At 73.1% G+C, this 20,152-nt stretch carries 15 protein-coding genes; 7 read left to right on the top strand and 8 right to left on the bottom strand.

The annotated features are described in order from the left end of the window. Window positions 1-41: 41 nt before the first annotated feature. Together ACIBO8_RS30895 and ACIBO8_RS30900 are read right to left on the bottom strand one after the other, a co-directional pair. Window positions 42-797 carry an SGNH/GDSL hydrolase family protein gene (locus ACIBO8_RS30895; RefSeq protein WP_396118905.1) on the bottom strand — a complete coding sequence of 252 codons (756 nt, stop codon included), beginning with the start codon at window positions 795-797 and terminating at the stop codon, window positions 42-44. Between the two features lie 57 nt (window positions 798-854). Next, window positions 855-2,633 carry a phosphatidylglycerol lysyltransferase domain-containing protein gene (locus ACIBO8_RS30900; RefSeq protein WP_396118906.1) on the bottom strand — a complete coding sequence of 593 codons (1,779 nt, stop codon included), beginning with the start codon at window positions 2,631-2,633 and terminating at the stop codon, window positions 855-857. Between the two features lie 97 nt (window positions 2,634-2,730). Between ACIBO8_RS30900 and ACIBO8_RS30905 the strand changes: the two genes are divergently transcribed. Both ACIBO8_RS30905 and ACIBO8_RS30910 read left to right on the top strand, forming a co-directional pair. Continuing rightward, window positions 2,731-3,798, top strand: coding sequence for a hypothetical protein (locus tag ACIBO8_RS30905; protein ID WP_396118907.1), 1,068 nt, complete (start codon window positions 2,731-2,733; stop codon window positions 3,796-3,798). Further along, window positions 3,773-4,858, top strand: a complete 1,086-nt coding sequence (locus tag ACIBO8_RS30910; RefSeq protein WP_396118908.1) for an alpha/beta hydrolase — start codon at window positions 3,773-3,775, stop codon at window positions 4,856-4,858. Before ACIBO8_RS30905 ends, ACIBO8_RS30910 begins: the two co-directional genes overlap by 26 nt. Here ACIBO8_RS30910 and ACIBO8_RS30915 read toward each other — a convergent pair. Next, entirely contained in the window at window positions 4,851-6,224 is a 1,374-nt protein-coding gene (locus ACIBO8_RS30915) for a sensor histidine kinase (protein WP_396118909.1), read from the bottom strand. The two genes, ACIBO8_RS30910 and ACIBO8_RS30915, sit on opposite strands and share 8 nt — an antisense overlap. 88 nt (window positions 6,225-6,312) lie before the next feature. Between ACIBO8_RS30915 and ACIBO8_RS30920 the strand changes: the two genes are divergently transcribed. Then, window positions 6,313-6,987, top strand: a complete 675-nt coding sequence (locus tag ACIBO8_RS30920) for a response regulator transcription factor (RefSeq protein WP_396118910.1) — start codon at window positions 6,313-6,315, stop codon at window positions 6,985-6,987. Here the strand turns inward: ACIBO8_RS30920 and ACIBO8_RS30925 are convergent. Further along, complete coding sequence (locus ACIBO8_RS30925) at window positions 6,963-8,189, bottom strand: amidohydrolase family protein (protein WP_396118911.1); 1,227 nt, start codon at window positions 8,187-8,189, stop codon at window positions 6,963-6,965. The genes ACIBO8_RS30920 and ACIBO8_RS30925 overlap by 25 nt on opposite strands. A 74-nt stretch (window positions 8,190-8,263) precedes the next feature. On the opposite strand from ACIBO8_RS30925, the gene ACIBO8_RS30930 reads away from it, so the two are divergent. Then, entirely contained in the window at window positions 8,264-9,073 is an 810-nt protein-coding gene (locus tag ACIBO8_RS30930) for a class I SAM-dependent methyltransferase (RefSeq protein WP_396118912.1), read from the top strand. 20 nt (window positions 9,074-9,093) lie between these two features. Next, on the top strand, window positions 9,094-10,518 hold the full coding sequence (gene rox / locus ACIBO8_RS30935; protein ID WP_396119182.1) for a rifampin monooxygenase: 1,425 nt from the start codon (window positions 9,094-9,096) through the stop codon (window positions 10,516-10,518). A 21-nt stretch (window positions 10,519-10,539) separates the two neighbouring features. Here rox and ACIBO8_RS30940 read toward each other — a convergent pair whose 3' ends face one another. Both ACIBO8_RS30940 and ACIBO8_RS30945 read right to left on the bottom strand, forming a co-directional pair. Next, window positions 10,540-11,799: a cytochrome P450 gene (locus ACIBO8_RS30940; protein WP_396118913.1), complete on the bottom strand. Its 1,260-nt coding sequence runs from the start codon at window positions 11,797-11,799 to the stop codon at window positions 10,540-10,542. A 78-nt stretch (window positions 11,800-11,877) separates the two neighbouring features. Continuing rightward, window positions 11,878-13,464, bottom strand: a complete 1,587-nt coding sequence (locus tag ACIBO8_RS30945; protein ID WP_396119183.1) for an MDR family MFS transporter — start codon at window positions 13,462-13,464, stop codon at window positions 11,878-11,880. Between the two features lie 188 nt (window positions 13,465-13,652). On the opposite strand from ACIBO8_RS30945, the gene ACIBO8_RS30950 reads away from it, so the two are divergent. Then, window positions 13,653-14,354: a HEAT repeat domain-containing protein gene (locus ACIBO8_RS30950; protein ID WP_396118914.1), complete on the top strand. Its 702-nt coding sequence runs from the start codon at window positions 13,653-13,655 to the stop codon at window positions 14,352-14,354. Here the strand turns inward: ACIBO8_RS30950 and ACIBO8_RS30955 are convergent. Further along, on the bottom strand, window positions 14,320-15,045 hold the full coding sequence (locus ACIBO8_RS30955) for a DUF72 domain-containing protein (protein WP_396118915.1): 726 nt from the start codon (window positions 15,043-15,045) through the stop codon (window positions 14,320-14,322). The genes ACIBO8_RS30950 and ACIBO8_RS30955 overlap by 35 nt on opposite strands. 100 nt (window positions 15,046-15,145) lie before the next feature. Here ACIBO8_RS30955 and ACIBO8_RS30960 point away from each other — a divergent pair, with 100 nt between their 5' ends. Further along, entirely contained in the window at window positions 15,146-17,500 is a 2,355-nt protein-coding gene (locus tag ACIBO8_RS30960) for a LuxR C-terminal-related transcriptional regulator (RefSeq protein WP_396118916.1), read from the top strand. Here ACIBO8_RS30960 and ACIBO8_RS30965 read toward each other — a convergent pair. Continuing rightward, window positions 17,493-19,958, bottom strand: coding sequence for a LuxR C-terminal-related transcriptional regulator (locus ACIBO8_RS30965; protein ID WP_396118917.1), 2,466 nt, complete (start codon window positions 19,956-19,958; stop codon window positions 17,493-17,495). The two genes, ACIBO8_RS30960 and ACIBO8_RS30965, sit on opposite strands and share 8 nt — an antisense overlap. Window positions 19,959-20,152 lie beyond the last annotated feature (194 nt).

Below are 20,152 nucleotides of genomic sequence, written 5' to 3' on the forward strand. Positions count from 1 at the left end.
CTCGCACCATGAGCGAAAGCACGCGTTTCGCGCGGTCGCGGTCATCCGCCGGGGGCGGCGGCGTAGATCGTCCGGGCGATGGCTCTGTGCCCGGCCGTGTTCGGATGATCGCCGTCCAGGGTGAGCAGGTCCGTCGGGTCCTGCGGGCGGCGGCGGGTTCCTTCGAAGGCCTCGTCGACGGCCAGATAGGTGGCGCCCGACCGGTTGGCGGCCTGTTGCAGGGCGTCGTTGACGTAGTGCGTGGCCTGCTGGGCTTCGCGCAGGCCGGCCGGGCCGTACGTGGCCAGCCCGACCGCGCCGTCCTTGAGGACGTTCCAGTAGCCCAGCACGACGACGGTGACGGCGGGACTGTATTCGCGGCGGATCGTGCCGACGACGTCGGTGGTGACGGCCTCGATGCGCCGGGCGGTGGAGAGGTACGCGGCGTCGCCGTCGCCGAATACCTCGGCCATGTCGTTCGCGCCCGCCATCAGCAGCACGACCGTGGCGGAACTGAGGTGGTCACGGACGCCGCCGTCGGCCAGCTGCTCCTGGACGTCGGTCGTGGTGAAGCCGGGCTGGGCCAGGTTCAGCGACACGGCGCTCGGGGACAGCATCTGCGCGTACAGGTCGGGGAAGGGCGTGCAGCCGCATGCGGTTCCCGCCGGAACCGAGTCGCCCAGGGCGACCACCACCGGCGACCCGGGCGGCCGCGCGGCCGGAGCGAGCAGTGAATCCGCGGGCGAGGCGCATCCGGCCAGGAAGATCACGATGAGGAAGAGGGCCACCCGGCGCGCACCGCGGTGGCACCGGGTCATAGGGCTGTCCCTTCGGATGGCCTGCGGGCACGGACGCCCGGCCACTAGCGCGAGAAATCACCGACGGTCCGATGATAGTTCGCGCGGGGCGGCTGCGGCCGGCTTGCGGGCGACGTTTACCCGCCGAGGAGAGTCGCCGGAGGGCAGGAACGATTCGGCGGTCAGCGCGGCGACGGCTATCCGCGGAAGGTCCCTGGCGGTGGGGAAGCACAGGTAACGGGGCTGCCAGGCGGGCCGGAACTTGGCGTTGGCCCGATACAGCGACTCGATCTGCCAGACCCTGGAGGCCGCCTTCAGCATCCGGTGCCAGAGTCTGAGCACCGGACCCGCACCGAGCTCCTCCGCACGGGCGAACACCGAGCGCAGGACGGCGAAGTTCAGCGACAACCGCCGTACGCCCAGCAGCGGTCCCGCCTCGATGGCAGTGACGATCATCAGCTCGGTCAGGCCGTTGTCCGCGGTACGGTCACCGCGCATCAGGTCGAGGGAGAGCCCGTCGGTCCCCCAGGGCACGAACTGCAGCACCCCGCGCAGCCGGCCTCGCCCGTCGTGGGCCAGCACCAGGACGCAGTCGCCGTCGCCGGGGGCACCGAGCCGGGACAGCGCCATGGAGAAGCCCCGTTCGACGCCACCGTTGCGGAACGTGTCGACCGCGTGCGACACCTCCGCGAGATCGCCGGGAGCCAGGTCCCGCTGCCGCACGACGGTGCAGGTGTAACCGGCCCGCTGCATGCGATTCACGGCCTGCCGTACCGCCCGCATCGGCCGCCCCAGCAGGGTGAAGGTGCCGACATCCAGGATGGCCTCGTCGCCGAGCTCGATCACGTCGAGGCCGCACCGCCGGTACGCCCTGCCGCCGGCGTGGCTGCAGCCCAGGACCGCCGGCGTCCAGCCGTGCCGCTCGCAGTCCTCGAGCCAGGCCAGGATCGCCTCCGGCCACGCCGCCTCCACGCCGATCGGATCGCCCGCGGCGAGGCTGACGCCGTACACGATCCGGTAGGCCACCACCGCCTGCCGCGACGGTGCCCAGATCAGCGCCTTGTCCGCGCGGAGCGCGAAATATCCGAGCGAATCGTTGCCGCCGTATCGGTCGAGCAGGTCTCGCAATCGCTGGTCGTCGGCGACGGTACGGGTCACCCGCCGGCCGCCTGGCTGCAGCAGCAGCACGGCGGCCGCCACCACCGAGAGAAGGCCGAACGTCCCGGTGGTGATGCCGACCATCTCGGCGGCCAGCGGGTGGACGAAGCGCAGGGGCCCGGTGATCCCCACGAGCCCGAGCGCGGACTCCTCGGCCCACAGCTTGACTCCCGGCGTGCTGACGAGCCGGTCGGAGCGGATGGCGATCTCGATCAGGCCGAGGACGAAGCCGCTGCTCGTGAAGCCCGCGAGTGCGGCCAAGGCGTGCCACCGGCTCCGCGGGCCGGGAACGGCACGGAACCTTTTGCGTACGGCGACCAGGAACACCAGGAGGGCGGCCGAAACGGCCGCCGCGTCGAAGTCCAGCCCCTTGAGGATGTGCAGGACGACCCCGGCACCGGCCAGGGCGACGGCGAGCTGCCATGCCCGGTGCTTACCGCGGCGCAGGCCGGCGCCGAGATGGACGAGCAGGACGCCGGCCACCGCCGTGGCGGCGCGGGCCGACAGCATCCCGGTCGCCGGCACGAACTCGAGAAGGGCCGCGATCCGGTCGTGCCGGCCGGGCAGGACGGCACCGGCGACGTCGAACACCCCGGCGAGCTGCACCACGCGGGCGATCGCCGCGCGCGGCACGGGCGGCCGGGGACTCCAGGCGGCGTCACGGCGGTCCGTGCCCGAGGTGGCTGCTGATGCGGTCATGGCCGGACCGTAGAGCGGCACCGGTGAGAGAACGATGAGACAGCCGGCCGGCTGCTCTCACGGGTTTCTCATCGTCGCGCAGGCAGGCTCCGTCCGTATGTCCCCGACCGGTGCACCCCTGATGATCCTGGTCGTTCTCGGTACGGTCCTCGCGCTGGCCGCCACCGTCGTGACCTGGAACCGCGGCGGGCGCCTGCGGCTGCTGCGGCGCACCACGGCTGTGCTCCTGACGGAGGCGTTGCTGCTGTTCAGCGTCGGGCTGGTCGTGAACAGATCGCAGGGGTTCTACGCCGCGTGGAGCGATCTTTCCCGGTCCACCGCCACCGACCGGGCGGCGCCCACGGCCGTACCCGGGGATCTCGATCGATGGCTGCGGACGGACGCCGGCAAGCACCCGGATGCGAGCCTGCCCATCGTCTGGCAGCCCCGCGGCTGGACCGGCTGGCGCCTGGCCACCGCGCCGGTCGTGGTGATCCCGCCGGGATACCTGCGCCATCCGCGCTGGCGCTATCCGGCGCTGGTGGTCATCGACGGCACCGCCGACTGGACCCCGGCTGCGGAGGTCGCAGCCGCCCGCAAGGCCGCGGCCGGCGCGGGGCCCGCAGTCGTCCTGTTCGCCCGGACCACGCCGGCGACCAGGGACGAGGTCGTCGCCGTGACCCTGCCCGCAGCCCTGACCCGGGACCTGCGCGTGACCGGGCGCCACTGGGCCCTGGTCGCGAGCGCGTCGGACGCCGCGCTCGCCGAGCGGACGATCACCGCGGCGCCGGCACGCTACCCGGCGGCAGCCCTGGTGCCGGGCGCTGCCGCCACCGTCACCGCCCAGCAAGCGCTGAGCCGTTCGGGCGGCGCCGTACCCGCCGCGTGGCGCGAATTGCCGGCAGGCGTCGAGGTGGCCGTCGTCGGCCGTGCCGCGCCGCTCCCGGCAGGCTGGTCCGGGAATCCGCCGCCCGCGCATCTTGCCGCGGATCCCGCGACCGCGCTTCCGACGGCCCTGGACTGGGCCTGCCACCAGACACCGCCACCCCTGGCCGTGCCCGCACCGGCCGTCAGCTATGTCCCGGTCCACCGGGGCCGGCGGCATGTCCCCCATCACCCGTCCACGACGGTGCGCGCCGGCGCCCGATCAGGAGGTAGTCGTGCGTCCGGACAGCCTCACCGCTGAACTGTTCGCCGTCGCCGTCGCGGTGATCGCCGCCGGCGTGCTCGGCGCGACCTGGGGCGCCGCCCGCGGCCGGTGGCGGATCCTGGCCCGTGCCGTGACCGTCGGGGCCTGCCTGGTCACCGCGGCGGCGGCCGGACTGATCTGGGTCAACCGGCAGGTCGACGCCTACCCGACCTGGTCGAGCCTGGCCGGATCGACGACCGGCGCGGTCCCCGCGGTCCCGCCCGCCCCGGCCGGCGAGACCGGCGCCGGACGGGTCGTCACCCTGACCGTCCACGGCAAGGCCAGCGGTCTGACCATGCCCATGTACGTCTACCTGCCGGCACGGTACGACGCCGAGCCCGGCACCCGTTTCCCGGTCATCGAGGCCCTGCACGGCTACCCGTCGTCGCCGCTGCAATGGTTCGACAAGCTGCACGTCAGCGCCGTGCTCGACAGCGAGATCGCCGCGGGACGGATGGCACCCACCGTCGTGGTGTTCCCCTATACGAGCCCGGAGACGATGCTCGACACCGAATGCGCCAACCTCGTCCACGGCGCACAGGCGGAGACGTTCCTGACGGTCGACGTGCCGGCCACCACACGCTCCCGGCTCCGCGTACGCGCCGACGCCGGCGGATGGGCGCTCATCGGATACTCCGCCGGCGGCTACTGCGCCACCGACCTGGTCCTGCGCCACCCCGGCCGGTACAGCGCCGCCGCCAGCCTGTCCGGCTACGCGGAGCCCGGCATCCCCATCGGCGACGGCACCGAGAAGACGCTCTACGACGACCTCTGGCGGCTCGGTCATCTCCCGGCACCCGCGGTGGGGCTCTACCTGGCCTGCGCGAGAACCGACCTGGCCTCGATGCGCGACACCGTCGCCCTGGCCCGGGCCGCCCACTCACCGCTGAGCGTCACGACGTCGTACGTCAGCGGCGGCGGGCACAATTCCCGGACGTGGCAGGCGATGGAGGTACCGGCCCTGGACTGGCTGTCCGCCTCGCTGGGACGGCCGACCGCCGGCCGGACGCAGCCCTCCCCTGCGACGGCGGCCCTCGCCGTCGCGCCTCCTACCTGACGGTCGTCTCCGCCGGACGCGGGGCGGTGAGCGGGAGCCGGACGGTGACGACCGCGCCGCCCAGGGGTGGGCCGTTCGTCAGCTTGGCCGTGCCCCCGTGAGCGGCGACGATCGCGCGGACTATGGACAGTCCGAGGCCGGCGCCGGTGGAGGACGTCCGGGAGGGATCACCGCGCACGAACCGCTCGAACGCGGCATCGAGCAGGCCCGGCGGGAACCCCGGGCCGTCGTCGGCCCATTCGATGCCGATGTAGTCGTGCCCGGCGCTCACGGTGACCCGCGCCGAGGTCGCGCCGGCCTCGACGCTGTTGGCCGCGAGGTTGGTCAGCACCTGGCGGAGCCGGTCACCGTCGGCCTCCACGACCACGGGGCCACCGCGCACGTCCACGGTCAGGCCGGTGACCGCGGCCAGGGCGCTCGCCTCGGCCCGGGCCAGGTCGCCCAGGTCGACCGGTTCGCGGTACACCACCACGGATCCCATGCGCTCCCGGGCGAGCAGGAGGAGGTCCTCGGCCAGGCGCCCCAGCTTGAGCACCTGCCGCTGCGCCGCCAGCAGCGATCGCCGCACCTCCTCGGGATCGTCGGCCGCCGCCAGGGCGAGGTCGATCTCGCCCTGGAGCACGGCGATGGGGGTGCGCAGTTCATGACTGGCGTCGTCGACGAAGGCCCGCTCGCGGGCGAAGGCGACGGACAACCGCGAGAGCATGCCCTCGAGGGTCGCGGCGAGGTGGGCGATCTCGTCGTCGCCGCCCACCACCGGCAGCCGGCGATCGGCGTCGACCGTGGATATCGCGGCGGCCTCGCGGGTCAGCAGCTCGACCGGGCGCAACGCCGCGCGCAGCAACATCAGGCCCAGCGCGGCCAGGGCGGCGATCAGCACGGGAGTCGCCACGGCCAGGACGACCATCTGGCGCGCGCCGGCGCGTTCGACGGCGGCCAGCGGCTGGGCAACGGCCAGGACCTGCGCGGATCCGCCGACGGGTCGCGAGAGGACCCGTACGCGCAGCGGGACGCCGGTCGCTCGGGCGGGCAGGGTGACGCTGCGGACGGTCGTGCCATGGACGGCGCGCACCTCGGCGGGGTCCAGCAGGACGCGCCCGGAGATGGCCGCCGCCGTCGCGATGGGCGAACCGTCGGCGGCGTACAGCTGCGCCATGGGATCGTTGGCCACCGCGCTGAGATCGTGCGCACCCACACTCGCCCCGAGGTCGTTGCTCCGCGCGGCGAGATCCGCGTCGACCGCGCCGTCGAGCTGCCGGTCCAGCGCCACGTAGAGCAGCGACAGGGACACCAGCACCACGACCGAGGTGCCGATCCCGAACACCAGCGCCAGCCGGGCGCGCAGGGACGCGGGAACGAGTCGCACCGGATCACCTCCGCCTGGCCCTCACCGTCCTCTCATGATGAACCCTCCAGCATCAGGTATGGACGGCTGCCGGTCGTACCCTGGATCTGTGAGGGTCCTGGTCGTCGAGGACGACCCGGCGATGGCCGCGATGCTCCAGCATGGCCTGCGCCGGGCCGGTTACGCCGTGGACACGGTCGCCACCGGCACGGACGCCCTGTGGGCGATCAACGAGACGATCCTCGACGTCGTCGTCCTGGACGCCATGATTCCCGCCCCGGACGGCTTCGAGGTCTGCCGGCAGATCCGGGAGAACGGCCGGTGGGTCCCGGTGCTGCTGCTCACCGCCCGCGGAGCGACCCTCGACAAGGTACGGGGCCTCGACGCCGGAGCCGACGACTACCTCACCAAGCCGTTCGCGTTCGACGAGCTGCTGGCGCGCGTGCGGGCGCTGACCCGGCGCGAGCCCCTGCAGCGGCCGGCCCGGATCCAGGTCGGCGATCTCGTGCTGGATCCCGCCCGCCGATCGGTGCATCGGGCGGAAACCCCGATTCCGCTGTCGCCCAGGGAGTTCGCCCTGCTGCAGGAGCTGATGCGCCGGGCGGGAGAAACCCTGACCCGGACGTATCTCATCGAGCACGTCTGGGACTTCGCCTACGAGGGCGGATCCAACGTCGTGGACGTGTACGTGAGATACCTGCGCGACAAGGTGGACCGCCCGTTCGGCCGCGACACGATCCGCACCATGCGCGGCGCCGGTTACCTGCTCGACCCTGACGCCTGACCGGGCGGGCGCGGATCGACCGGGACTCCGCGGGCGAAGACCGCCCGGACGTGCCGCAGCGCGGCGAGGTCGAGCAGCGGATTTCCCTGCACGGCCAGGATGTCGGCGTCGAAGCCGGCCCTGAGGCGCCCCTTACGATCGCCGAGACCGCACGCCTCGGCCGCCGCCGAGGTGGCCAGGCGCAACGCCGTCGCGGCCTCGAGGCCGATCATCGAGGTCTGGATCAGCGCGTACGGGAGCACGTCGTGCGGTTTGGTCAGCCCGATGCCGCCGTCCGTGCCGATGACCATGCGCGCCCCGGCCCCGTACATCGCCCGGGTGTTGGCGACGATCCGTGGCATCCGCATCGCCACCACCGGCGGCGGCGCGGCCCCGGGCACCGGCGCAACACCGGCGGTGATGCCCACCGTCACGCCGCTGGCGGAGATGCGGCCGAGCAGGTCACCCGGCTCGTCCACCCCGTCGGCGCTCCAGAACGACACGTGCTCCATGCCGTCCACGCCGGCGTCGAGGGCCGCGCGGATGGCTCCGGTGCCGTGGGCGTGCGCGGTGACCGGCAGGCCGAGCCGATGCGCCTCGTCGACGATCACCGTCAGCTGCTCGGGCGTGAACTGGGCGACCTCCTGGCGGGTGCCCGGCGTCATGGTGCCGCCGCTGGCCATCACCTTGATCACGTCGACGCCGCGACCGGCACGTTCGCGTACCGCCGCCCGCAGCGCCCGGGGTTCCGGGTCGGCCGCGCCGCCGAGGAAATGGCAGTGCCCCGCCGGGGTGGTGACCGGTGGACCGGCCGCCACGATGGTGGGCAGGCCCGGGGCATCCCGCAGGCTCAGGGACAGGTAGCCGCGGTCGCCGAGGTCGCGAACCGTCGTGATCCCGGCGCGCAGGGCGGCGTGGCCGGCGGCGGTCATCGCGGCGAGCGCGGCGTTGTCGTCCCGGGCGGCCAGCGCGGCGACCGGGTCGGCGCTCGCGTCGAAGGCGAGGTGGACGTGCGGGTCGATCAGGCCGGGCAGCAGGGTCGTGCCGGGCAGGTCGACCACCTGTGCGCCGTGCGGCACGGTCCCCTGGTCGATCCTGAGGATGGCCGGGCCGTCCAGCACCACCACCGGCTCGCGGATCAGAGTCGCGGACACGCCGTCGAACAGCGCGGCGGCCCGGATCGCCGTCAACCGTGGCCGGTCGGACACCGATGCGCTCGCCATGCGCAGACAGTACGCCGCGCCGCGTGACCGTCCGGCTGAAACTTGCCCGGGTGCGTGAGGTTTACAGTGATCCGATGAGTGACCGGGAGTTCGTCGGTTCGATACCTGAGGTCTACGACCGGTGCCTCGGTCCGATGCTCTTCCGGCCGTACGCCGAAGACCTCGCCACCCGGCTGGCCGACCTGCCGATCCGGAAGGCGCTGGAGCTCGCCGCCGGCACGGGCATCGCCACCGCGGAGGTGGCACAGAGGGTTCCGGCCGGCACCCGGATCGTCGCCACCGACCTGCAGCAGGCCATGCTCGACGTCGCGGCGAAGCGCATCGACTCCGAGGATGTGGAGTTCCGGGCGGCCGACGCACAGGATCTGCCCTTCGCCGACGACAGCTTCGACGCGGTGTACTGCCAGTTCGGCGTGATGTTCCTGCCCGACAAGGACGGGGCCTACCGCGAGATGCATCGGGTCCTGGCACCCGGCGGCACGCTGGTGTTCAGCGTCTGGGACCGGATCGAGAGCACCCCGGCAGCGGCGGCGGTCGCCTCCGCACTGGCCCGGTACTTCCCGGACGATCCTCCGCGGTTCATGTCCCGGACCCCGCACGGATACCACGACCCGGCGACGATCCGCGACTCCGTCGAGGCCGCCGGGTTCACCGGGGTCAGCGTGGAGGCGGTGACGCTGCCGAGCGGGGCGCCGTCCGCCCGTGAGGTGGCCGTCGGCTTCTGCCAGGGCACACCCGTCCGTCACGAGATCACCGCGCGGGACGCGGACGGCCTGTCCGCGGTCACCGACGCGGTGTGCGAGGCCGTGGCGGAACGCTTCGGCGACGGTCCGGTCGATGCCACCATGGCGGCCTTCGTCGTCACCGCGCGCAAGCACGGCTGATACGACAGCCGGTGGGTGCGATCTTCGACGTGATCATTGCCGGATGCGGCCCGACCGGTGCGACGCTGGCCGCCGAGCTGCGGCTGCACGGCGTCCGGGTACTCGTCCTGGAGCAGGAGACCGAGCCCGTGTCGTTCGTCCGAATAGTCGGCCTGCACATCCGCAGTGTCGAGCTGATGGCGATGCGCGGCCTGCTCGAGCGCATTCTCGAACGGGGTAGAAGGCGTCCCGCCGGCGGCTTCTTCGCCGCCATCGACAAACCCGCGCCCGGCGGCCTGGATTCGGCGCACGCCTATCTGCTGGGCATCCCGCAGCCGGTCATCGTCGACCTGCTCGAGCAGCACGCGATCGCTCTGGGTGCGCACATCCGGCGCGGCGGTGCGGTGACCTGCCTCGAGCAGGACGAGGACGGTGTGACCGTCGAGCTGGCCGGCGGCGAGCAGCTGCGTTCGCGCTATCTCGTCGGCTGTGACGGCGCGCGAAGTACGGTACGCAAACTGCTCGGCGTCGGCTTCCCCGGCGAGCCCTCGCGGAACGAGACGCTGATGGGCGAGATGGAGGTAGGTGTGCCGCCGGAGGTGATCGCCGCCGGCGTGGCCGAGATCAGGAAGACCGTCAAGCAGTTCAGCCTCCAGCCCTTCGGCGGCGGGGCGTACCGCGTCGTCGTCCCCGTCGCAGGCGTCAGCGGTTCTGCGGCACCACCCACCCTGGAGGATTTCCGGCACCAGTTGCGCGCCGTCGCCGGCACCGACTTCGGGGTGCACTCACCGCGCTGGTTGTCCCGCTTCGGCGATGCCACGCGCCTGGCCGAGCGGTATCGGGTCGGACGGGTGCTGCTGGCCGGCGACGCGGCGCACATCCATCCGCCCATCGGCGGGCAGGGTCTCAACCTGGGCATCCAGGACGCGTTCAACCTCGGCTGGAAACTGGCGGCGCAGGTATGCGGCTGGGCGCCGGAAACACTGCTGGACACCTACCAGGCGGAACGTCATCCGGTCGCCGCGGACGTGCTGGACAACGCCCGTGCCCAGGCGGAGCTGCTGTCCCCCGGACCGGGCCCGCAGGCCGTGCGCAGGCTGCTCACCGAACTGATGGACTTCGAGGAGGTGAACCGCTACCTGATCGAGAAGATCACGGCGGTCGGCGTCCGCTACGACTTCGGGCCGGGCCCGGACCTGCTCGGCCGCCGCCTGCGCGACATCGACGTGCATCAGGGCCGCCTCTACGATCTGCTGCATCGCGGCCGTGGCCTGCTGCTGGACCGCACGGAACGGCTCAGCGCCGGCGGCTGGTCCGACCGGGTCGATCACCTCGCGGATCGGACCGCCGCGCTGGATGTTCCCGGCGTCCTGCTGCGTCCCGACGGCCATGTCGCCTGGATCGGCGACGATCAGCACGATCTGGACGATCAGCTCGCCCGCTGGTTCGGCGAGCCCGCCGGCTGAGCTCACCGGGACGGCCTGTGGTCAGGTCGTCCTGACCGGCAGGCAGTCCACGCCGAAGACGATCGAGGCGCGGCGGAACCTCACCTCGGCGGGGTCGATCGCCGGCCGCAGCAGCGGGAAGCGCCGGAGCAGGGCGGGCAACGCCGTGCGCAATTCCATCCGGGCCAGCTCGGCGCCGATGCAGCGGTGCACGCCGTGACCGAACGCCAGGTGCGAGCGGCCGGGCCCTCGGTCCGGATCGCACCGATCCGGGTCGTCGCCGAACAGCCGGTCACGGTTGGCGCCGCTGAGCGAGCACATCACCACATCACCGGCACGAATCGGCACGCCGGCGATCTGCAGGTCGCGCACCGCCACCCGGGGGAACGCCACCTGCACGACGGACAGGTAGCGCAGCAACTCCTCGACCGTCGCGTCCACGTCGTCGCCGGCACGCATCCGCGCGGCCATCGTGGCGTCAGTCATCAGCACCAGCGCGCCGAGCGCCAGCATGCTGGCCGACGTCTCCAGGCCACCGGTCAGCACCCCGTCGGCCAGGCCCGCCAGCTCGCGGTCGTCGATCTCGGCGCCATGGCTACGGACAAGCGCGCCGAGCAGCCCTTCGCCGGGGTCGCGTCGCTCCTTCGTGATCAGCTCTCGGAAGTACGCCAGCGAGTCGGCGACCGCGTCCAGCGAGGCACGCGCACCGCCGGCCAGGTCGAATCGATCGGTGCTCAACTGCTGAAAGTACGCGCGGTCCGCGACCGGCACGCCGAGCAGCTCACAGATGGTCAGAGCCGGGATCGGCAGCGCCCACTCCTGCCACAGATCGGCCGGCACGCCGGCGGCGCTCAACGCGTCCAGCCGGTCCTCGACGATGGCCTCGATCCGCGGCTGCAGCCGGGCCAGCCGGCGCATGGTGAACTCGGGTGTCAGCATCCGACGCAGCCGCGTGTGCACCGGCGGATCGGAGAACCCGAGACCGCCGGGATCGGCACCCGCGCCGATCCGGATCCGGCCGGCGAACTTGGCGAAGTCGTTGCTGAACCCCTCCAGGGCGCACAACACCTCACGAACCGGCTCATAGCCGGTGACCAGCCACACCCGGACCCCGAACGGCGCGGGCAGCCGGCTCACCGGTTCCCGCCCGCGGGTCTCGGCAAGCAGATCCACCGGGTCCAGACCATCACGGTGCAGCGGCCAGAGCACCTCGTCCGGCAGCGATGCGAGATCGCCGTACGGATTTCCGCCCGCCATCCGCGGCATGAGAAGCCCCAGCACCTGCGACCGCACCGCGGACACCAAGGAAGTCAACCCCGACCCGGCCACGCCAGCAGGATCACACGAGACGGCGGGCAGCCGCGGGACTTCGGCGTGCGATCACTCGAGGGCGGAGAGCGCGGTGTTCTGCTGAGCGTCCCGGGCGGCGATGTCCGCGGCGCTCTTCGGTGTCGGGGCCTGGGGATCGCGACCCCGGAGCGGGATCTCGACGATGAACAGCGCCAGGACGGGCACCGCGACGGCGAACCCGATGGCCCAGACGAAGACATCGGAGATCGCGGTGGCTATCGACTCCAGGAAACCCAGCCGTACGGGAGCGGGCAGCTGCTTGAGCGACGCCGGGTCGACCCGTCCGCCGCCACTGGTCAGCGTGGTTCCGGCGGCGCCGAGACGGGCACCGAGCTCGGCGGTGAGCTGGTGGTTGAAGACGGCGCCGAACAGCGACACGCCGAACGAACCGCCGATGGAGCGGAAGAAGGTGGCGGCGCTGCTGGACACGCCGAGGTCCTTCTGATCGACGCTGTTCTGGGCGATGAGCATGGTGGTCTGCATGAGGAAGCCCATGCCGACGCCGAGCACGGCGATGAACAGCCCGGTACGGGCGGGACTCGTGTGGACGTCCTGGCGGGACAACAGCACCATCGCGACGGCCATCACGACGCCCCCCAGCACCGGGAAGGCCTTGTACCTGCCGGTACGGGTGATGATCTGCCCGACGAACAGGGAGACGACCATCGCCGCGGCCATCATCGGCAGCAGGAGCAGGCCGGAGTTCGTGGCCGACGAGCCCTGCACGGTCTGCTGGTAGAGCGGCAGGAAGTTCAGCGCGCCGAACATGGCGAAGCCGAGCAGGAAGCCGACGCCGGAGATGAGGCTGAAGTTGCGGTTGCCGAACAACCCGAGCGGGATGATCGGCTCCGGCACGCGCCGCTCCACGGCGATGAACAGCGCCAGGCTCACGGCGGCCAGCACGGCGAGGCCGAGGATCTGCGCCGAGGCCCAGGCGTACTCGCTGCCACCCCAGGTGGTGATCAGCACCAGGGCGGTGATGGCCACGGTGAGCAGCCCGGCCCCCGGCCAGTCGATGCGGTGCGGGCTGCGCCGTCGTGGCAGGTGCAGCGTGGTGGCCAGCACCAGCAAGGCGAGGCCGCCGAGCGGCAGGTTGACGTAGAAGGCCCAGCGCCAGCTGAGGTGGTCGGTGATGAAGCCGCCGGCGAGCGGGCCCGCGATCATCGCCAGCGACATGACCGCCGCCATGATGCCCTGGTAGCGGCCGCGTTCGCGCGGCGGCACGAGGTCGCCGATGATCGCCATGACGTTGACGATGAGGCCACCGGCGCCGAGACCCTGGACGGCACGGAACGCGATGAGTTCGGTCATGCCATCGCCGGTGCCACCGAACGCCTCGGAGCCCGCGGCGCCGCACAGCGCCGAGCCGATCAGGAAGATGACGATCGAGGTGAGGAAGATGGCCTTGCGGCCGAACTGGTCGCCCATCTTGCCCCAGATCGGGGTGGAGACCGTCGTGCCCAGCACGTACGCGGTGACCACCCACGACAGGTGGGACAGGCCGCCGAGCTCACCGACGATCCGGGGCATCGCGGTGCCGACGATGAAGTTGTCGAGCATCGCCAGCATCATGGCCAGCATGAGCCCCGGCAGGACGACGAGAACCTCGCGCTGCATACCGGCCGGCTGCGTGCCGTCCGCGGACTCCACCCCGTCAGGCTAGTTCGCACGGCTCATACTGTCTCCCGATCACGACATACGCGGAGGAGCTGCCAGTGCCGCATGACCGCTTCGCGGACGTACCGCGCGTGTGGGAGAACCACCCACCTGAGACTCCCGAGTGGGATGGCCTGATCCACACGTTGATGAACCGCTTGGACCGCGACGCAACCCTTCGGTGGGCTGCCGACCGGTTGAGCGACCCGTCGGTCCGGATGCGGCAATTCGCCAGCGAGCTCGTCCTGATGATGAGCTTCAGCCGGAGCGCACCCGACCCGATGATGGCGGAGGCGCTCAGGCCGCGCCTCGGCGCGGAGGACGACCCGATCGCCCTCGGCCAGGTCATCAGCGCATTCGCGGAGTTCACCACCCCGTGGGACAGCGACGGTCCCGTGGACATGAGTGACGTCGTGCCGCACGCCCGCCACCGCGACCCCGGCATCCGTCGCCGTGTGGCCGGTGAACTGGATCGCGCCATCGGATCATCGAGCCGGTACTCCGCTGACCCGCCGGTGGCGCCCGACGTCGCGGATGACGTCGTCGCCGCGCTCCTCGATCTCGCCGAGGACCCCGACGCCACCGTCCGGGCGGCGGCGCTGCGTACGCTCGGCGACTCCGAGATCGGCCTTCCGCAGGTGCACGAGGCCCTGGCGGCGCACGTGGACGACGACCATCGCGACGCGCGTTTCCAGGCCGCAGCGGGTCTGGCGTTGCGCGGTGACCCGGCCGCCCTCGCTGCGCTCCGGCGGATGGCAGCAGACTCGGGGTACGAGACGAGCGAATGGTGGGCGTGCGACTTGGTGGAACGCCGGCTCAGGCTACGTGCGAACCGCTCAGCAGCCGGCTGAACCGCCAGGCGTCGGCGGCGCGCGGCAGGTTGTTGAACATCACGTACGCCGGCCCGGCGCCGACGGTCCCGGCGAGCTGCGCCAGCTCGGCATCCGTGTACACGTGACGGGCGCCGGTGATGCCGTGCAGCCGGTAGTACGCCAGCGGTGTCAGGCTGGGACGTACGAACGGGTCGGCCGCGTGGGTCACGTCCAACTCCTCGCACAGACCCCGCACCACCTCGTCCGGCCACGGGCCGCGCGGCTCCCACACCAACCGGACACCGGACGGCCGGCGCGCCTTGGACAGGAACTCGCGAAACCTGGCGATGGCGGCCTCGGTGGGCCGGAAGCTCGCCGGGCATTGGAGCAGGACCGCGGTCGCCTCCAGGATCGCCGCGCAGCTGAGCGTGGTTTCCCACGCGCGCTCGACGACGGGTGTCCACCGGAAACCGCCGGCCTCGGCGCGTTCCTCGGCGGTCAGCGGTGTGCGCAGGCGCCGGTACGTGGGGCTCTTCGCCTCGTGGGTGATCAGCTGCCACGCCTTGACGGTGAACTCGAACCCCGGTGGAACGCTTGCCCGCCACCGCCGCAGCGTCGCCTCGCGGGGCGGCTCGTAGAACGTCTGCTGCACCTCCAGCACCCGGAAGCGTTGCGCGTAGGCCGTCAGCGCCATCGCGGCCCCGCACAGCCCCACCTTCACCGGAGTCATGCGGTGGTGCATACCCTCGATCCCGACGGGTGTCACATCGATGGCGCCGAGCCCCCGGGGAGCCCCGGTACCATTCGACCGCTGAAGGCGGGAGGCGCGCATGGCTATCGACCCGGCAGGCGCGCTACCCGCACCGGGTGAGACCGTCGTGGTCACCGGCGAGGTCGGGGTCGGGAAGACCCACCTGATCCACCGGATGCGCCGCCGATGGAGCGGAGCCGCTTTCGAGACCGCCGGCACGGCCGCCAGTGCCGGGGAACCGTTCGCTGCGGCGGGCGCCCTGCTTCCGGGATGGTTCCCGGCCGATGGCGGGCCCGCGACGGTACGCGCCGGTGCCCGCCGCATCCTCGAGCTGGCCGGGGGACGGCCGTTGCTGCTCGTCGTCGACAACGCGCAGCACGTGGATGAGCAGTCCGCCGCGCTCTTGCGCCGCATCGCTCCGACCCAAGCCGCCTGGCTGCTCGCCTGTACGGATGGCGCCGAGCCGCCGACGCCCATGACGGTCCGGCGGCCCGTCCGGCACCTCCCGGTGTCCCCGCTGGGCCGGGAGCCGGCGAGGCGGCTGGTCGAGGACGTCCTGGGTGGACCGGTGGACGGGCTCACCGCGTACGAGATCTGGCGGAGCTCGGGCGGCAATCCGCGCTTGCTGATGCACCTGGTGGAGGAAGGGCGCACCGCCGGTGCGCTCGTGGAACGCGAGGGTGTGCGGCGCTGGATCGGCGCGCCGCCGTCCGGCCCGGGGCTGCGTGACCTGTTGCTCGCGGTCACCGGACAGCCGGCGCGGGAGGAGCTCGACGCGCTGGAATTTCTGGCCTGCGCCGAGGGCGCCCCGGTGTCCGTGCTCGCCGGGCTCGTCCCGCGGGCGGCCGTCGAGAGCTTGCAACGGCGCCGGCTGATCGAGCTCACCGGCGGTTCGGTGATCACCCTGCGCCGGCCGCTCTACGCACGGGCCGTGCGCGCGCCGCAGAGCACGCTCCGCCGCCGCCGCATCTACCAGCGGCTGGTGGCCGCCGCGGCGGCCGGGTCCGCGGTTCCCGGTGAACTGATGGTGGAATGGCGGGCGGCCGCGGGCGAGTGCCTGCCGACGGCCGAGTCGCGCGGCGCCGCATCCCGGGCACTCGAGAGCGGCGACGCGCGGGCGGCCGAGCGCCTGGCGCGGATGGCCGGTGATCTGCCGCTGCTGGGCCGGGCGCTGGTCGCGCAGGACCGGCCGGACGAGGCCGAGGAGGTGCTGCGGCGGACGGAGTGCCATGAGGTACGGGCGCTGAACCGGCTGTGGGGTCTCCGGCGGGTGGAGCCCGTCGCCGCCGGGGGCACCGCCGCCCAGGCCGCCGCCCTCTTCGTGCCCGGAGCGGGCGCCGCGCCGGCTGCCGACACCGCCGATCCGGTCCTGGCCGCCGCGGGCGTCGCGCTCGACACGTTCCGGCTCACTTTCGCAGGCTCGCCCGAGCGGGTCGCACGGGACCACGGCGGTTCCCCGCGCCTGTGGCCCTCGATGCGCGGCTCGGCGGCCGCCTGTCACGTCCATGCGCTCGTGCTGACGGGGCGCATCACCCGGGCGCGGGACACGGCACGGGCGTACTACGACGCCGCGGTCGCCGGCGGCGAGCCGGCCGAGGTCGCACCCCTGGCGTTGACGCGCGGCGTGTGCGAGTGGTGGGCGGGCAATCCCATGCGGGCGTTGCCCTTCCTGCGCGAGGCGGTGGCCCTGCTCGACGACCGGGTCCCGTTCCCGATCCAGGCCTACGCGCGCAGCGAGTACGCCGTCTGCCGGGCCGCGCTGGGCGACGGCGGTACGGCGTCCGCGTTGATCGCCGACCTGCGCGAACGGTTCCCGGCCGGCCCGGGACTCGACGGGCAACTGCGCATGACCGGACTGCAGGTGGTGGCGTTGACCGGCCGCTACGCCCACGCCGCCGAGCTGGCCACCACGCTCGCCACCGACATGCTCGCCGCCGGCCGTCTGACCGACGCGATGGAGGCGCTGTATCTCGCCTGCCGTCTGGGACCGTCCAAGGCACTCGCCCAGGAGCTCGCCACCGTGGTCTCCGCCTGCGACAGTCCACTCTTCCCGCTGCTGGCCCGGCACGCCGCCGCGTTGGCCGCCGCCGACCGCGAGGAACTCCTCGACTGCGCGGCCGCATTCGAGCGGCTGGGATATCTCGGACTGGCGGCCGAGGCATCCGCCGGCGTCCACCCGGGACAGGCTGAACGGCTCGTGGCCCGCTGCGACGGCTACCGCCCGGCCTGGATGCCGGGTGAGGTGGCTGCGGCCGCTCTGACCGGACGCGAGCGGGAGGTGTGCGAGCTGGCCGCGGCCGGCCTGCCGAACGCCGCGATCTCACAACGGCTGGGCATCTCGGTGCGGACCGTGGGAAACCATCTGCAGCGGGCGTACGAGAAACTGCACGTTGCCGGCCGCCGCGAACTGGGCCCCGCGCTGGGCCTCACTTGAGCGCGGCCAAGGCGCCGGCGAGGTCCTGGCGGGCCCGCACACCCAGCTTCGCGTACGCGCGGGCCAGATGATTGGTCACGGTACGCAGCGCGATCCCCATCCGCTCGGCGATCTGCTGGTTGTCGAGTCCCTCGGCGGCCAGTTCGCACGCCTCGAGTTCCCGTGCTCCCAGCCGCACCGACCGCTGCGTCGGGTGCAACCAGGGCGGCCGGAACCCGTCGCAGGCGAGGGTGAGCCGGGCCGCCCGGCGGCTCAGCTCGGCGGCCGCCCGGTCGTCGCCGGCGCGCTGCGCCAGCCGGGCCGCTGACGTCACGGCCTCCAGCGCGAACCCCAGATAGCCGCCGGCCGCGAACTGCTCGGCGACGGCCCGCAGCCCGTCCCCGTCGTCCTCGACGAGCGCCGTCGCGTGCGCGGCGAAAAGGCCGAGGAGGTCGCCGTCGCACCGGCCGGCCACCTCGGTGAGCCGCCGAGCGGCAGCCGGGTCCCCGGTCAGCCGGACCGCGAGGTAGTAGCCCTCGGCCGCACTGGTCAGCCGCCCCTCGCGCAGATTGCGGGCCGCCCGGCGCACCGATGCCCCCGCGGCGGCGGACAGCTCACCGGTCAGCGCGAGCACCCGGATCTCGCCGACGAGCAGGTGGTCACGCAACGGCGCGCCGGGCGGCAGGGCGGCCCGGGCCTCGGCCAGCACCCGGCCGGCCCGGGCGCGGTCGCCCAGGGCGGCCAGGCACACGGCGTACTCGCTGGAGACGTACGCCTGCACCGGGTACGGCACCCGGTCGTCGAGCAGCGCGGCCGCCTCCCCGAGGAAGGGCATAGCGCGTGCCGGATTGCCCGCCCACCATTCACAAACGCCTCGTTGCATCGCCAGCGGCGCGAGTTCGGCCGGCTCACCGCGCCCGGCCGCCGCGTCGTAGTAGTCGGCGGCGACGGTCCTGGCCGTGGTGAGCCGTCCGGTGAGCACCAGGGCGTGCACGTGGCACGCGCGCGCCGACCCCCGCATGGACGGCCACACCAGATCGTCGTGATGCTCCTCCACGATCCTTCCCGGACGGCCACTGAAGATCATCCGGTAGCCGCGGACGGCGGCGGCCGTGCTGGCCAGCAGCGGATCATCGGGCGGGGGCGCTGCCGGCGCCGTCCCGGCGACCGCCGTGGTGAACAGGGCGAGCGCCTCGCGGGCGAGCTCCAGCTCCGGCGGGTACGGCGATTCGAGCGCGGCGAGCGCATCCCCGGCCAGCCGTACGGCCTCGTCCGGCCGGCGCAGTCCCCACAGCAGGTTGACGATCCGCAGTGCCTGCAGCCGCGGCGGCAGTTGGTCGGCGAGCCGGCCGAACGCCGTCTCGGCCTCGGCCACCCGGCCGTCGACGACCAGCGCCTGAGCCACCACGGCGTCGCCCAGAGGCGTACCGACACCGCCGGCCAACCGCTGCGCCAGTGTCGCTTCGCCACGGGTCAGGGCGGCCTCCGCGGCCGCCAGCAGGCGGCGCGGCGCGACGGGAAGGCCGCCGCGGAGCCGCCAGTCCGCCAGCCGTACGTGGTCCACGCCCACTGCCCTCCCGGCGCCGACCAGTTCGCGCAGCGTCTCCGACATGCCGCCCGGCGTCATCCGTTCCAGCAGCAACGCCGTGTGCAGCGGTTGGCTCAGCCGCACGACCAGCTCACCGCCCTCCCGGTCGACCCGGATGACCTCCCGCTCCTCCAGGCGTTCCAGGGTGCGCTGGTCGGCGAGCCGCTCGAGGACGGCGACCGGCACCGATCCCGCCACGGCCAGGAACCGTACGGCCGCCGCCGGCACCTCGCCGACCAGTACGCGTACCGCGTCCCGCATCCCGTCCAGCGGCATCCGGCCGGTCCAGCGCCACGTGCCCGCCCGCTGGATCAGGGTGCCGGCAGCCGGTGCGGCCTCCAGCAGCACCCGCAGCAGCCGCGGGTTGCCCTGGGTGTGGCGCCACAGCTCGGCGACCGTCACCGAGTCGGCGCGCCCGCCGAGGATTGCCGTCACCGCGGCACCGACCTCGGCCGGGCTGAGCGGTGGAACGCGGTGGCGCCGCAGCACACCCCGGCGCAGCAGGGGTGCCACCGGTGCCGCGCCGGTGGCGTCGCTCGGGGCGGTGGCCAGCAGGCGCACCACCTGCGCGTCGGCGAGGTGCTCGACCATCCGCGCGATGCCGGGATCCAGCAGGTGCAGGTCGTCGACGCCGAGGACGACGGGCGTACGGCCCGCGGCCAGCCGGTGCAGTGCGCGCGTCGTCGCGGCGTACCGCTGTGATGCCGATCCGGCGGGCGGCACCGGGAGATCGCCGGGCCTCCGGACGAGGGCCCGGCCGGCGCACGCGTCGAGCACGAGCCGGGTGAGCCGGGTACGGCCGATCCCCGGCGGACCGGTCAGCAGGATTCCACCGGCCGATGCGGTGTCGGTCAGCACTGCCGCCAGCCGGCTGATCAGCGAGTCCGGCATCCGGGCAGCTCTCCTCTCCGCGCGCCGGCCAGCCTGCCTCGCCCGGCGCGTCGGCCGCAACCGGGGCCCGCGGAATTGAGCAGTGATTACTCAGGTGCTCCACCGGTGTGCCGCACCACCATGTTGACGCCCCTCAATCCCCTGGAAGGACCACACCGTGACTTCGCGTACGCCCGGACGAACCCGGGCAGGAC

Origin of the sequence: Actinoplanes sp. NPDC049681 (assembly GCF_044465265.1) — a bacterium.
In the GTDB taxonomy this organism is placed as follows: Bacteria; Actinomycetota; Actinomycetes; order Mycobacteriales; family Micromonosporaceae; genus Actinoplanes.